14 protein-coding genes are annotated in these 13,744 nt (G+C 58.3%); 13 read left to right on the top strand and 1 reads right to left on the bottom strand.

Annotated features, from left to right (window positions below):
* Window positions 1–68: 68 nt before the first annotated feature.
* Genes ABYM29_RS03195 through ABYM29_RS03205 form a run of 3 tightly spaced genes read left to right on the top strand, consistent with a single transcriptional unit; the run spans window position 69 to window position 3,244 of the window.
* Window positions 69–1,316 (top strand): lipoprotein-releasing ABC transporter permease subunit, encoded by a 1,248-nt coding sequence (locus ABYM29_RS03195; protein WP_372862027.1) that lies wholly within the window; start codon window positions 69–71, stop codon window positions 1,314–1,316.
* Between the two features lie 9 nt (window positions 1,317–1,325).
* A complete protein-coding gene (lolD, locus tag ABYM29_RS03200) occupies window positions 1,326–2,039 on the top strand; it encodes a lipoprotein-releasing ABC transporter ATP-binding protein LolD (protein WP_372862153.1) in 714 nt (237 codons plus the stop codon).
* Window positions 2,039–3,244 (top strand): lipoprotein-releasing ABC transporter permease subunit, encoded by a 1,206-nt coding sequence (locus ABYM29_RS03205; RefSeq protein ID WP_372862029.1) that lies wholly within the window; start codon window positions 2,039–2,041, stop codon window positions 3,242–3,244. Before lolD ends, ABYM29_RS03205 begins: the two co-directional genes overlap by 1 nt.
* On the opposite strand, the gene ABYM29_RS03210 is transcribed toward ABYM29_RS03205, so the two are convergent.
* The gene (locus tag ABYM29_RS03210; RefSeq protein WP_372862032.1) at window positions 3,241–3,783 is read right to left on the bottom strand and encodes a DUF2062 domain-containing protein; all 543 of its coding nucleotides are present in this window, start codon (window positions 3,781–3,783) and stop codon (window positions 3,241–3,243) included. The genes ABYM29_RS03205 and ABYM29_RS03210 overlap by 4 nt on opposite strands.
* A gap of 94 nt (window positions 3,784–3,877) precedes the next feature.
* Here ABYM29_RS03210 and ABYM29_RS03215 point away from each other — a divergent pair, with 94 nt between their 5' ends.
* The 10 genes from ABYM29_RS03215 to ABYM29_RS03260 all read left to right on the top strand — a co-directional run bounded on the left by ABYM29_RS03215 (window position 3,878) and on the right by ABYM29_RS03260 (window position 13,735).
* On the top strand, window positions 3,878–6,199 hold the full coding sequence (locus ABYM29_RS03215) for a DNA internalization-related competence protein ComEC/Rec2 (protein ID WP_372862035.1): 2,322 nt from the start codon (window positions 3,878–3,880) through the stop codon (window positions 6,197–6,199).
* 57 nt (window positions 6,200–6,256) lie between these two features.
* Window positions 6,257–6,898, top strand: a complete 642-nt coding sequence (locus tag ABYM29_RS03220) for a MotA/TolQ/ExbB proton channel family protein (protein ID WP_372862037.1) — start codon at window positions 6,257–6,259, stop codon at window positions 6,896–6,898.
* Entirely contained in the window at window positions 6,895–7,320 is a 426-nt protein-coding gene (locus ABYM29_RS03225; RefSeq protein ID WP_372862040.1) for an ExbD/TolR family protein, read from the top strand. Before ABYM29_RS03220 ends, ABYM29_RS03225 begins: the two co-directional genes overlap by 4 nt.
* Before the next feature lie 20 nt (window positions 7,321–7,340).
* Window positions 7,341–9,152 carry a lipid A export permease/ATP-binding protein MsbA gene (gene msbA, locus ABYM29_RS03230; protein WP_372862043.1) on the top strand — a complete coding sequence of 604 codons (1,812 nt, stop codon included), beginning with the start codon at window positions 7,341–7,343 and terminating at the stop codon, window positions 9,150–9,152.
* Window positions 9,136–10,134, top strand: coding sequence for a tetraacyldisaccharide 4'-kinase (lpxK, locus tag ABYM29_RS03235; protein WP_372862046.1), 999 nt, complete (start codon window positions 9,136–9,138; stop codon window positions 10,132–10,134). The genes msbA and lpxK overlap by 17 nt, the downstream gene beginning before the upstream one ends.
* An 18-nt stretch (window positions 10,135–10,152) precedes the next feature.
* Window positions 10,153–10,923 (top strand): 3-deoxy-manno-octulosonate cytidylyltransferase, encoded by a 771-nt coding sequence (gene kdsB, locus ABYM29_RS03240; protein ID WP_372862048.1) that lies wholly within the window; start codon window positions 10,153–10,155, stop codon window positions 10,921–10,923.
* The gene (locus ABYM29_RS03245) at window positions 10,916–11,386 is read left to right on the top strand and encodes a low molecular weight protein-tyrosine-phosphatase (protein WP_372862050.1); all 471 of its coding nucleotides are present in this window, start codon (window positions 10,916–10,918) and stop codon (window positions 11,384–11,386) included. The genes kdsB and ABYM29_RS03245 overlap by 8 nt, the downstream gene beginning before the upstream one ends.
* On the top strand, window positions 11,386–12,408 hold the full coding sequence (murB, locus tag ABYM29_RS03250) for a UDP-N-acetylmuramate dehydrogenase (RefSeq protein ID WP_372862052.1): 1,023 nt from the start codon (window positions 11,386–11,388) through the stop codon (window positions 12,406–12,408). The genes ABYM29_RS03245 and murB overlap by 1 nt, the downstream gene beginning before the upstream one ends.
* Window positions 12,408–13,016 (top strand): alpha-ketoglutarate-dependent dioxygenase AlkB, encoded by a 609-nt coding sequence (locus ABYM29_RS03255; RefSeq protein ID WP_372862054.1) that lies wholly within the window; start codon window positions 12,408–12,410, stop codon window positions 13,014–13,016. The genes murB and ABYM29_RS03255 overlap by 1 nt, the downstream gene beginning before the upstream one ends.
* A gap of 65 nt (window positions 13,017–13,081) precedes the next feature.
* Complete coding sequence (locus ABYM29_RS03260; RefSeq protein ID WP_372862056.1) at window positions 13,082–13,735, top strand: response regulator; 654 nt, start codon at window positions 13,082–13,084, stop codon at window positions 13,733–13,735.
* Window positions 13,736–13,744: the final 9 nt, after the last annotated feature.

Below are 13,744 nucleotides of genomic sequence, written 5' to 3' on the forward strand. Positions count from 1 at the left end.
CCCCTGCTTTTTCTCCCGCCGGCGGTGCTAGTATAGAGCCCTTGTTGTTAGGGGTTCTCTCATCAGTCATGCCAGCTTCTCTGCCAGTGTTTATCGGTCTGCGTTACTTCCGCAAGGGCGCCGGTGACGACCGATTCTTGTCACTCATGTCGTGGTTCTCCCTACTGGGTATGCTGCTTGGTGTGGTATCACTCATCGTGGTGACGGCGGTGATGAATGGCTTTGAGTCAGAGCTGCAGAAACGCGTGTTGTCGGTGTTGCCTCATGCCTACGTAGAGGGGCCCGGCCAGCGGCTTGAGGACTGGTCCAGTTACCGGGATGCGCTTGCCGGTAGCCCGGGGCTATTGGCAGCCGCGCCCTACGTTGGTGGCAAGGCGATGCTGGCGACCTCGTCCAGTGTGCAGGGGGCGGCGCTCTATGGCATCGATCCCGAGCTTGAACGGGCGGTGTCTTCGGTGGCCGACAAGATGGTTGCCGGTCGCTACTTGCAGGCCGCTGCGGGGCACTACGAAATCGTGGTTGGCGATATTCTCGCGCGCCAGCTGGGTCTTATGCCTGGCGATAGCCTGCGACTTATTTTACCCAAGGTGACGGTAACACCGTTTGGGCTGTTTCCCCGGGAGCGCGAGTTTACCGTGGTCGGCATGTTTTCGGCCGGTGTGCAGCTCGATGCCAGCACCGCGTTTATTCATCTGGGCGATGCGCAAAAGCTTTATCAGTTGGGCGATGCGGTGCAGGGCCTGCGCTTGCAGTTCGACGATATCATGGCCTCGGCGCGGGGCGCGGCGGCGCTGCTGCCGCAGCTGCCACAAGGTAGTGTCGCCGTGGATTGGAGCGTCAGTCAGGGCAGCCTGTTTCAAGCCGTTAAAATGGAAAAGTTGATGGTGAGGCTGTTACTGATGTTCATTGTGGTGATCGCTGCTTTCAATATTATTTCCATTTTGAGCATGGCGGTGTCGGCGAGGCGCGGCGCGATTGCGGTGCTGCGCACCATGGGCGCTACACCGGCCGGGGTGATGGCGGTATTTGTGGTTTATGGCATGGCGACGGGCCTCTGCGGTGTGGTCGCTGGCTTGCTGGTCGGTGTGCCCTTGGCGCTGTATATCGGTGATGTTGTGGCCTGGTTCGAAGCGCTGACCGGACTCTATGTATTTGATCCCCAAGTGTACTTTATCAGTCGTATTCCCTCGGTCCTGCGGCTGGGGGATATCGCTCTGGTCTGCAGTTTCGGGATTTCCCTGAGTTTGCTGGCAACGCTTTACCCCGCACGGCAGGCGGCCAAAATCCAGCCCGCCGAAGCCTTGCGTTATGAATAGGCAGGAATGATGAGCCAAATCGAAGCACCCCACACCCAGCCTGAATGGGTCATGCAGTGCCAGGCGCTGTGTAAGCACTATCCCCAGGGCGACAGCCAGCTGCATATTCTCAACAATGTCGAGCTCAGCGTCGGGCGTGGAGAGATGCTGGCGATTGTCGGCCCCTCCGGCGCGGGTAAAACCACGTTGCTGCATATGTTGGGTGGACTGGATTTGCCCAGTAGCGGCAAGGTATTAATTAATGGCCGTGATATCGCTGCCTTGGATGATGCTGCCCGCAGTCGTTTGCGCAATGCGGAATTGGGCTTTGTTTATCAGTTTCATCATTTGCTGGCGGAGTTTAGTGCATTGGAAAATGCCGCTATGCCACTGCTGATTGCCGGGCGCAAGCGCGCTGAGGCGCTGGCAGAAGCCGAGCAACTCCTCTCCAGAGTGGGTTTGGCGCCGCGACTTGATCACCGCCCGGCGCAGCTGTCAGGCGGCGAGCGTCAGCGGGTGGCTATTGCGCGGGCGCTGGTTAATAAACCTGCCTGTGTGTTGCTTGACGAACCCACGGGCAATCTCGACGCCGATACCGCTGAGTCGGTACACGGTTTATTGGCCGAGTTAAATCGCGAATACGCCACCAGCTTGTTAGTGGTTACCCACGACATGCAATTAGCACAGCGTATGGATCGCACGCTGGCGCTGCGCGCGGGTCAACTGCAGGAGTTGCCGCGCTGATGGCGGGCGTGCCGGTTTTTATTGGCCTGCGCTACAGCTTGGGTGGTAGCGGTAGTCAGTTGATGTCTTTTTTGTCGCGTCTGTCTATGGCGGGGCTGGTGCTGGGCATTGCCATGCTGGTCACGGTGTTGTCAGTGATGAATGGCTTTGACCGGGAAATGCGCCAGCGAATTCTGGCGTTGGTGCCGCATATCAGCATGCAGCCCTGGGTGAATCAGCACGACTGGCAGCAGTTGCGCGACAGTGTGCTCAGTCATGCTGAGGTGAGGGCGGCGGCGCCCTATTTGCAGGGCAATGCGCTGTTGGTCAAAGGGGCGGCGGCTGAGCCAGTGCAGTTTTTCGGTATAGACGTGGTCCGCGAACGGGAGGTGTCGCGTTTGGCGGAATACGCGGATTTTTCCGCGTTTCAAGGACGGCAGTTGGTACTGGGTGCCGCGCTGGCCGAGCGCCTTGGTGTGGCCCGGGGCGAGAGTCTCAGTGTCGCCGTGCCGCGCCCAGGCGGCAGCGGAGTGAGTTTTTATCGCTTCGCTGTTGCGGCGTTGCTCAGCAGTGGTACCGAGCTCGATCAACAGCTGGTGTTAATGCCGCTGACTGAGGCAGAACAATTGCTACCCGGCCAGGCGATGTCACTGCGCCTGGCGGTAAACGATGTGTTTAGTGCGCCCCGTGTCGCCTGGGAATTGTCGATGGTCCACGGCCGGGATTACCGCCTGCGCGACTGGAGCCAGCAATTTGGCAATATGTATCACGCTATTCAAATGTCGAGAAAGCTGGTGGTGATTATGCTGCTAGCGGTGGTGGCGGTGGCGGTATTTAATATTGTTTCCACGCTGGTGTTAGTCGTGAACGACAAGCGCGCCGATATTGCCATTTTGCGCAGTCAGGGGGCGACGCGCGGCGATGTGTTGGGCGTGTTTATGATTTATGGCGCAGTCATTGGTGGGGTGGGGGCGGCGCTGGGCGCCGGACTTGGCGTGGTCTTATCGCTGGGTATTGGTGAACTGGTGGCTGGTGTAGAGCGGCTGTTTGACTTGCAGTTACTGCGCTCGGACGTTTACCCGATCAGTTATTTGCCGACGGATGTGCGCGCCGTTGACGTGCTGTGGGTAAGCGCCGCTGCTTATGCGATGAGTATTGCCGCCAGTTTATACCCGGCTTGGCGCGCGTCGCGCATTCCACCGGCAGAAACGCTGCGCCAACACTAGTCGCCGTTGCCGTTAACCCTGCGGGCAGCCCGTAGTTGTTGGCGCTTGCGCCAGCGGCGAACCACGTGTACACGCCACATAATATGCATACTCACTGCGCCCAAAAGCCCGCTAAACAGCCCGGTCAATAAGCAGCCAAGCAAAAACGGTCGCCACAGCAATACCAATTCATTTTGAATCCACTGCCAGGACAGCTCGAATACAAAGGTCTTGGCCGGAACATCCAGCACTGCCGCACCGACTTTGTAGCTAAAATAAAAAAACGCCGGCATTGTTACCGGGTTGGTGATCCATACTAGCATTACGGAAAGGGGCAGGTTGGCGCGCAGCAAGATGGCGATCAGCGCCGCCAGCAGCATCTGTGTGGGCACCGGGACAAATGCAGTAAAAAGGCCGATAAAGAACGCGAAGGTGACCGAGCGCCGGTTAAGGTGCCAGAGGTTGGGGTCGTGCAACAGACTCCCAAATACACGCACCGAGGGATGTTCGCGCATGCGTTCTGGGGCAGGCAGCCAGCGCTTGAAGAATTTACGAGCCATTGGCCCCACTGTAATTGATGTAAACGCAAATAACAGCCGTATGGCCGCAGCTTAAGCGGCGATATTATGCATGTAAGTCGGGAGCTTAACCAGCATGTTGTCATGGATGACGACCGCCGCCGTGGGCTTAGCCGTGCCGCCAATGCTACCGGGTATTGTCGATTGGCGTTGGCCGGCCGTGGCGGCGGTATTGTGCTTGGTGCCGTGGCGCAGCCATAGGCTGCGCCATTTGCCGGTGCTGCTATTGGCGTTTGCCTACAGCGCGGACTACTGTCAGCACCGTCTGGAACAATTGCCTCCCGCTTCCCAGGCCTTTGCCGATATGGAATTCGACGCGTTGGTGCTGGGGCCCGTTGAGCGGCGCGGCACTGCGGCGGCGAGCTACTACCGCTTTGCGGTGCAGTTGCTACCGGGGCAGTGCGCAGGGGATTATTGTCCGCCGGGAGCGCCGCGCTTTCGTCTCAATTATTACGGCGAGTCGGCGCCGCAGGCCGGGCAGTGGCTGCGCATGCGTATGCGCGTGAAACCCCCTCAAGGCAGTGTTTCAGCCGGTGCTTTTGATTATGGGCGCTGGCTGATGGCCAACGGTTACGCCGGTCGCGGCTATGTGCGCGAAATCCTGGCGCCGCTGCCGATAGCGCCGGGTCGACGGGCAAGCTTCCAGCAATGGCGCAGCGCACTTCTGGAGCGCGGGCGCGTTGCCCTGGACGGTTATGCGCAGCAGGGATTGATGCGCGCGCTGTTGTTTGCCGATCGCCGTGATATCACTTCGTCGCAATGGCAGCGCTTTGCCGCCACCGGTACCAGCCACCTGATGGCAATCTCGGGCATGCATATTGGTATCGTGCTTGCGTGGGGGTTTGCGCTGGCTCGGCTGTGGGTGGGACTTGGTCGCGGTGGCCGCTATAGCTTATTGATGGGGCCGCTACTGGCGCTGTTAGCGGCCATAGTTTACGGCGCCATGGCCGGGTTTAGCCTGCCTACTCAGCGGGCATTGATTATGGCGCTGGTGCTGTGTGTGGCGCTGCTCAGCCACCGGCGCATTGGCTCATGGCAGGGCTGGCAGGCTGCGCTGCTGTTGGTGTTGCTGCGCGACCCCATGGTGGTGCACAGCGCGGGGTTTTATCTGTCTTTTGCCGCGGTCGCGGCGCTGTTGTTGATCGCTATGGATAAACCGCGGCGGCGTTGGCGCTGGCTGCAGGCCGTGGATGTGCAGGCGCGGTTGCTTTTAGTGCTACTACCGGTGATGGCGCTGTGGGGCTTTTCTCAGAGTCCTGCGGCGCTGCCGGCCAATGTGTTGGCGATTCCCTTGCTGGCATTATTGATTATGCCGCTGTTGTTTGTCGGATTGCTCTGTTCGTTTGTGTCCTTGGAGGCGTTGTCTGCGGCCTTGTTTGGCTGGGTCGACGCAATATTGACCGGCTTGCTTCACTACCTGCACTGGCTCGAGGGACTGCCGCAGTGGCAGCCGGTGCTGACGCCGGAGGCGCTATGGGCGTTACTGCTTGTGACCTTGCTAGTACTGCTGCCGCGCGGTTTGCCAGGGCGACCATTGGTAGCGCTGCTGTTGTTGGTGGCCGTGTTGCAGGCCCCAAGTGGGCCGCCAGCCGATAGCATGTGGCTGACGGTGATCGATGTCGGTCAGGGCTTGTCGGTATTGGTGCAGCACCGAGATCGCGCCTTGCTGTACGATGTCGGCCCGGATTTTGATGGCGGCTATAACAGCGCTGATGGGGTTGTGTTGCCGTTGTTACGGCGCCGGGGTGTTCACTTTTTGGATCGGCTGGTGTTGAGTCATGGCGATCGCGATCACGCGGGTTCGGCGGCGGCGCTATTGGCGGCGCTGCCTGTTGGCGAGGTGTTGTCGGGGGATGTCGGCCGGCACCAGCGCTATGGTGCTCGAGACTGTCATCGGGCTCTGCCCTGGCGCTGGGGGGCGCTGAGCCTGCAGTTTTTAGCACACGGCGGTGCTAATGCCCGTCGCAGTAACAATCGCAGCTGTGTGCTGTTGTTGCGTCTTGGCGACAGTGCGGTACTGTTGCCCGGGGATATCGAGGCCGATGGCGAGCGCCGTCTGTTAGCGAATTGGCCCGTGCCACAGTCGTTAACCCTGTTGCTTGCCGCGCATCATGGCAGTCGGAGTTCCTCTTCGGCGGCTATGTTGGCGGCGGCGATGCCCGGCGATGTGGTGTTTTCGGCGTCGCGCTTTAACCGTTATCGCCACCCCAGTGAAGTCGTGGTACAGCGCTATGGCAATCTTGGCGCGCAGTGTTGGCAAACCGGCCGCCACGGCAGCTTGCGCTTTGAAATTGATGGCCGCGGTATCAGGCGCCGCTGGCAGGCGCAGCGTGGCCAGTTTTTTTGGCAAGCTCGGCCGCAGGAAATGTGCGCTGTGGCGGATTCAGCTCTTCGATGACTTTTTCGCAGCGGACATCGCTGTATAATGCAGCGACAAAAATAAAGGGGCTGTGTTGTGCTGGAACTCGTTAAAGCTGGTGGTTGGTTGATGCTGCCGATTATTCTATCGTCCATTCTTGCGCTCGCCATCTGTGTGGAGCGCTTTCTGGCGTTAAATCCCACAAAAGTGGCGCCGCGTAATTTACTGAATCAAGTATGGAGCTGGATGCAGAATAAGCAGTTGGATAATGAAAAATTACGCCAACTGCGCGGTGCTTCGCCACTGGGCGAAATCATCGCGGCTGGCCTGGGTAATGCCAAATACGGCCGCGATATTATGAAGGAAAGTATCGAGGACGCGGCTTCTCATGTGATTCACGATTTAGAGCGCTATCTCAATGCCCTGGGGACCATCGCTGCGGTGACACCCTTGTTAGGGCTGCTGGGCACGGTTGTCGGTATGATTCGGGTGTTCAGTGAAATTATGGTGCAGGGTACCGGCAACGCCGGGGTGCTGGCCGGGGGGATATCCGAAGCGCTGATTACCACCGCCTCAGGCTTGTGTGTGGCCATTCCGGCACTGGTTATGCACCGCTACTTTTTGCGCCGGATTGACGCCATTGTGGTCACTATGGAGCAGGATACGATTAAGTTGATCAATGCCGTTCACGGCGATGTGCAGCTTAAAGACAGCGTCAATGGGGGGCGCGCAGCGTGAAGTTTCGGCGTCAACGCATTGACGACGGCGGGGTGAATCTGACGCCACTGATTGATGTGGTGTTTTTGTTGCTGATCTTTTTTATGGTATCGACCACCTTCACTAAAGAGAGCCGTTTGCAATTGCAATTGCCCACCGCTGATGGCGAACCGGTGGTGGAGGATGCCGAGGCCATCGAGATCGTGATCGATGCCCGCGGGCGCTTTCAGGTTAATGAGCGGGCGCTGGGCGACGGGGGACTTGAGGCGCTGTTGCGGGCAATGCAGACTGCGGCTGGGGGTGATACGATGCGCCCGGTTATTATCACCGCCGATGCCAACAGCCCTCACCAATCTGTGGTAACGGCGATGGATGCCGCTGGCCGACTGGGCTTTGTGCAGCTGAGTATCACCACACAGGAATCTGATGTCGTCCAGCCGTAGTGGCGAAGGCGATATGAATTATGAAAAAAAACCCTTCTGATTTAGCTATTTACGGCCGATTATTAAAGTACGTTATACCATTTTGGCCGCTGTTTTTGCTCAGTGTGTTGGGCTTTTCCTTCTACTCGGGCGTGCAGGTAATGCTCGCCGACATGATGCAGTTGATCGTCGATTATATTGGCGGCAACGTTAAACATGGTGAGGGCGGGGTAACGGCCAAGCTTATGTGGATGCTGGGCGGCGACGACTTTAATGTCGCGTCGGCGCGTACCTGGATAGTCGTCGCGCTGGTGGTACTGGGCGTGGGTCGGGGCTTGGGTTTTTTTGTTGGCAACTACTTTATTGCCGGCATATCCCACCGCCTAGTTCATGTGCTGCGCGTTGAGCTGTATAGAAAAATGCAGTTTATCCCCAGCAGTTACTTTGACCGCAACTCTACCGGCGTACTGATTTCCAAAATTACTTTTAATGTTGAACAAGTCACCGGCGCGGCGGTTAATGCCTTGAAAGTGGTGCTACGCGAGGGCACGTTTGCTATCGGTCTGCTCAGCTACCTGTTGTACATGAATTGGCAGTTGACCACGGTCTTTTTGTTGGCCTTGCCGATGATCGGCGTCACGGTGTGGTGGGTGAGTAAGCGCTTTCGCAAGATCAGCCGCAAGATCCAAAATGCCATGGGCGAGGTGAACCAAGTCACTAACGATAGTATCAGCGCCTATCGTGAAATTCGCTTATATGGGGGCAGTGAGCAGGAGCGGGCCCGCTTTGAAGCTGCGAGCCAACGAAACCGCAATCAAAACATTAAAATGGCGTTTTACAATGCCATCAGCCCCTCGGTTATCCAGTTTCCGGTGGTGTTAGCTACCGGGCTGCTCATCTGGATAGCCCTGGGGTTAACGGGTGAAATGACGCCGGGCGCGTTTGTTGCGTATCTGTCTGCGGCGCTGTTCCTTCCTAAGCCCATTCGGCAGCTGGCCGAAGTGAGCAGCGTGATTCAAAAGGGCTTGGCGGCCGCTGAAAATATCTTCGAGTTTCTCGATGCCGAGCAGGAAAAAGACGAGGGGCGTGTAGAGTGCGGGCGACTGCGCGGTGAGATTGACATTCGTCACCTGAACTTCGCTTACAGTCCCGAATTGCCCCGGGTGTTAACCGATATCAACCTCCGAGTTGAGCCCGGAACTTCCTTGGCGCTGGTGGGTTTATCGGGTTCGGGCAAGTCGACTCTGGTGAGTTTGCTGTCGCGCTTTTATCAACACGAAGAGGGCGAGTTGTTACTCGACGGCGTCGATGTTCGCGATTACACCTTGGATAATTTGCGTGCAAATATCGCCTTGGTTACCCAGCAGGTGACGCTCTTTAACGACACGGTCTACAACAATATTGCTTACGGCAGCATGGCGACGGCGAGCCGTGAAGAAGTGCTGGCGGCGGTCGAGGCGGCTCACGCCAGTGAATTTATCGACGCTCTACCTGAGGGAATCGACACGGTGATTGGCGAAGATGGCGTTATGCTATCCGGTGGCCAGCGCCAGCGTTTAGCGATTGCCCGTGCCTTCCTTAAAAATGCGCCGTTGCTGATTCTAGACGAAGCGACCTCGGCGCTGGATAACCGCGCCGAATCCCATATCCAAAAAGCCATGGAAGAGGTGATGAAGGGGCGTACCACCATTGTGATTGCCCACCGCCTTAGCACCATTGAAAACGCGGACCAAATTGTCGTGATGGAGAGTGGCCGAATTTACGAGCAGGGCACGCACGAAGAGCTACTTGCGCTCGGCCAGCGCTATGCGCAGCTTTATAACAAAAACTTTGAGGATGACAGTGCGTCTTGAGGGCTGGCTGAATCGGCGGTGGTATGGCCGCCCGGGGGCGCTGTGGCTGATGTGGCCCCTGGAAATGCTGTTTCGCGGGGTTGCCGCGCTGCGCCGCCGCTGGACGCGGGCGCAGGCCTGCGGTGTTCCGGTGATTGTCGTCGGCAATATTGCGGTGGGTGGCAGTGGTAAAACCCCGGCTGTGTTGGCGATAGCCAAACACCTGCAGGCGGCCGGTTACCGCCCTGGTATTGTCAGTCGCGGTTACGGCGGCCGAGCCAGCCACTACCCGCTGTTAGTCAATGCCGACGTGACGCCCGCTGAAGCCGGTGATGAACCCTGTTTGATGGCCCGCCGCAGTGGCCTGCCAGTCGCGGTGGCGCCAGATCGCGTTGCCGCCGCAAAATTGTTGGTAGAACAGTGCGGGTGTACAGTGATTATTAGCGACGACGGTCTGCAACATTACCGTTTGGCGCGCAATATTGAGGTGCTGTTAATTGATGGTGCTCGCGGATTCGGCAATGGCCACTGCCTGCCGCTGGGGCCGCTGCGCGAGCCAGTCGTGCGCAGCGCCGAGGTGGATTTGAGCATTTGTAATGGTTCGCCCAAAGTGGCACTGCCCGCTTATTTATCGGCGCATGTGATGACCTTAGATGGCGATACCTTGGTCAACATTAGCACTGGTGAGCGCTGTGCGGTGAGCGATTGGCCGGCGCGGCGGCGCCGAGTGCGAGCGATCGCGGGGATAGGCCATCCGCCGCGTTTTTTTGCGGCGCTGGCAGCGCAGGGCTTTGACTGCATAAGCCAGGCTTTCCCAGATCACTACCAGTATCGTGCTGAGGATTTACAGCATGACTCCAACTTGCCCTTACTGATGACAGAGAAGGACGCAGTAAAATGCGCGGCCATTTGTCCGCCGGATAGCTGGATGTTGCCGGTCGATGCGCGTTTGAGTAGTGCTTTTTACCAGCAGTTGGAGGGCTTGCTCAGCAAGCCCATTTAGATCGCCAGAGGGGACCCCATGTCTTACACCGTTATTATTCCCGCCCGCTATGCCTCCAGTCGTCTGCCGGGAAAGCCGCTGTTGGATATCGCCGGTAAACCGATGATTCAGCATGTGTGGCAGCGGGCTTCGAGTAGCGCCGCACTGCGGGTGGTGATTGCTACCGAAGATGAGCGGGTTGCCGATTGCTGTCGCAATTTTGGTGCCGAGGTGTGCATGACTAGCGCCAGCCACGAGAGTGGTACTGACCGCTTGCAGGAGGTTGTCGCGGCGCTGGGTTTAGATGACAGCGATATTGTGGTTAACGTCCAGGGGGATGAACCCCTGTTGCCGGCGCCGGCGATAGAGCAGGTGGCGGGCAATCTGGCGGCCACACCCGCGGCCGGCATTGCGACCTTGATGGAGGCCATCAATGATGTCGACACGGTATTTAATCCCAATGCGGTTAAAGTCGTCAGCGATCGCGAGGGCTTTGCCCTGTACTTCAGTCGCGCGCCGATTCCCTTTTGCCGAGATCAGTGGTTGGAGGGGCGCGGAGAGCTACCCGTGGCTCCCCGCTATTGGCGCCATATTGGTATCTATGCCTACCGCGTGGCGTTTTTACACCAATTTGTGAGTTGGCCTAGCGGTGTATTGGAAAACTGCGAGCGCCTGGAGCAGCTGCGCGCAATGGAAAACGGCGTGCGTATTCATGTTGCCGAAAGCTGTGTGGATATTCCCGCTGGTGTCGACACCCAGGCCGACTTAACGGCAGTGCGGCGCCTGCTGGGAGCGGTAGACAATGCCTAAACGGGTGTTGTTTGTCTGCTTAGGGAATATCTGTCGGTCGCCTACCGCGCATGGCGTATTTCAGCAGCGGGTGGACGGCGCGGGGCTAAGTGACGCGGTGTTGGTCGATTCAGCGGGTACCGCTGGCTGGCACTGTGGGCGGGCGCCGGATCCTCGCAGTCAGGCTTTTGCCGCCGCGCACGGTTACGATCTGTCAGCGCTGCGCGCGCGGCAGGTTGCCGCGGAGGACTTTCGGCAATTCGATTATATACTGGCGATGGACCGGGCTAACCTCAGCGATTTGCAAGCGCTCAGGCCGGTGGATAGTCGCGCCGAATTGGCGCTGTTTCTCGACTATGCTGATGGGGCCTGTGATGAAGTCCCCGATCCCTATTACGGCGGTGATGACGGGTTTGTCACCGTGCTGCGCCTCGTCGAGGCCGCCGCTGACGGTTTGCTGACGGCTATCCGGCGGACACTCTGATGCTGTCGATGCGTCAACACCATTCCTTGCTTGACTGCAATACGCTGGCAATCGATGCCCGTGCTCACAGATACTGTTCGGTGACTAGCCTGGGTGAACTGCGCGAGGCGCTGGACTATGCCCGCGGCGAGCAGTTGCCGGTGTTGGTGCTCGGTGGTGGCAGTAACTGTGTGTTTAGCGGTGATTACCCTGGGCTGGTGGTGCATATGCAAAACCGCGGGCTTGTGGTCGACGAAGTCAATGGTCAGCCACTGCTGCGGGTGGGTGCCGGTGAAAACTGGGATGAGCTGGTGCGTAAGTGCCTGGATGATGGTCTTTACGGATTGGAGCACTTAATCGCAATTCCGGGATCGGTGGGGGCTGCTCCGGTGCAAAATATTGGTGCCTACGGGGTCGAATTATCCCGTTGCCTGCATTGGGTGGAGGGTTGGGATATCGATCGGGGCTGTTTGCGCCGGTTAAGCGCCAGCGACTGTAAGTTGGCTTATCGGGACAGTATTTTTAAAGGCGAGTTGCGCGATCGCTTTGTGATTACTGAAGTGGCTTTGCAACTGCATCGTCGGGCGCAGACCCAGGCGGCCTACCCAGTTCTGCGCGACTACCTGCTCGCGGCCGGGGAGTCGGTCGACAGCGTTCATCCTCGCGTGCTGGCCGAGGCGGTGGCGGCTATACGTGCCAGCAAATTACCGGATTACCAGCGTGAGCCCAATGCCGGCAGTTTTTTTAAAAATCCCCTGGTTAGCGCTGAGCAGGCGGCAGATCTGCTCCACCGCTGGCCAGAGCTGGCGCACTGGCCGATGGCCGATGGCCGCGTCAAACTTGCGGCGGCATGGCTGGTGGATTGCTGCGGGTGGAAGGGGCGCCGCAGGGGGCCGGTTGGGGTGCACCCGCATCAGGCGATAGTCTTGGTCAACTATCAGCGGGGCAGCGGTGAACAGCTGTTGGCCCTGGCAGATGCTATTATCGACTCGGTGAACGAGCGCTTTGGTGTGTGTTTGGAAATTGAGCCGCGAGTGTACTGATGGCCGGTATAGCGCAACATGGCGCTGTCGATATTAATCTGCTTGGCGGGCAACTGCACTATCAGCCCGAATTTGTCAGTGCCGCCGATACGCTTTATCGCGTGCTGCGCGATAGTGTCGCTTGGCAGCAGCCGGTATTGCGTATTTACGGCCGCCAGCGGCCAACGCCGCGTTTAGTGAGCTTTGTTGGCGACCCCGGCCTCAGCTATCGCTACAGTGGTCAGTGCCACCACTCGGCTGACTGGCCCGCCGGCGTCGCGGCGCTGCGCGAGCGCTTGGCCAATGAATTCCAGCTGAGGTTTAATTGCGCGCTACTCAACTACTACCGCGACGGCGGCGACAGTATGGCCTGGCACAGCGATGACGAAACCGAGCTGGGGACGTCGCCGGCTATTGCCTCCATTAGCCTGGGCGAGAGGCGTGATTTTCGGTTTCGGCCAAAACCGAGGGGGGCTGCAGCGGGGCAGCCGGCGCAGACGATTGCTCTGGAACATGGCTCCTTACTGCTGATGTTGCCGCCGACCCAGGCGAATTGGCAGCATTGTGTGCCGCGCCGGGTTGGCTGTGGTGGACGGATTAATATCACTTTCCGGCAGTTGATTGGCTAAGTCCCTGGTAGCTTCGAGATGGGGCTAAATGGTATCGTTTGTCTCCTAATACAGGGAGTTGCACTATGATCACAGTGTTGGTTGCCGATGACCACGCCATGGTACGTACTGGCATAGCAGGGATGCTGGATGAGGCGGACGATATTCAGGTTGTTGCCGAGGCCGCCAGTGGCGAAGAGGCTATTCAGAGGTGTCGAGAGCTAAAGCCGGACATCGTGTTGATGGATATCCGTATGCCGGGTATGGGAGGGCTTGAGGCGACGCGCAAATTACAGCAGTTAGTCCCCGAGACCCGCATTATTGCCGTTAGTGCGTGCGAGCAGGAGCCTATGCCTAGCCGTTTGCTCAAAGCGGGGGCTTGGGCCTATTTGAGCAAGGGCGGCGACGATAGCGGGCAGGAAGTGTTGACCGCCGTTCGCCAGGTTGCCAGCGGCAAGCGCTATTTGAGCCCAGCCATCGCCCAGGCCCTAGCTTTGCGCGGTTATGACGATCAATCGGCTTCGCCCTTTGATAGCCTGTCAGAGAGGGAAATACAGATTAGCATCATGATTGGCAATGGCTTGCGTGTGCAAGATATTGCCGACACCTTACATATACAAGCCAAAACGGTTAACAGCTACCGCTACCGCATTTTTGAAAAGCTAGACGTCAATGGTGATGTGGCATTGACGCTGCTGGCGATTCGCCACGGCTTGATCGAGGCGCCCAGCGCTAGCTGACCCCCCTAT

It is taken from the genome of Spongiibacter sp. (genome assembly GCF_041602295.1).
Taxonomy (GTDB): domain Bacteria; phylum Pseudomonadota; class Gammaproteobacteria; order Pseudomonadales; family Spongiibacteraceae; genus Spongiibacter.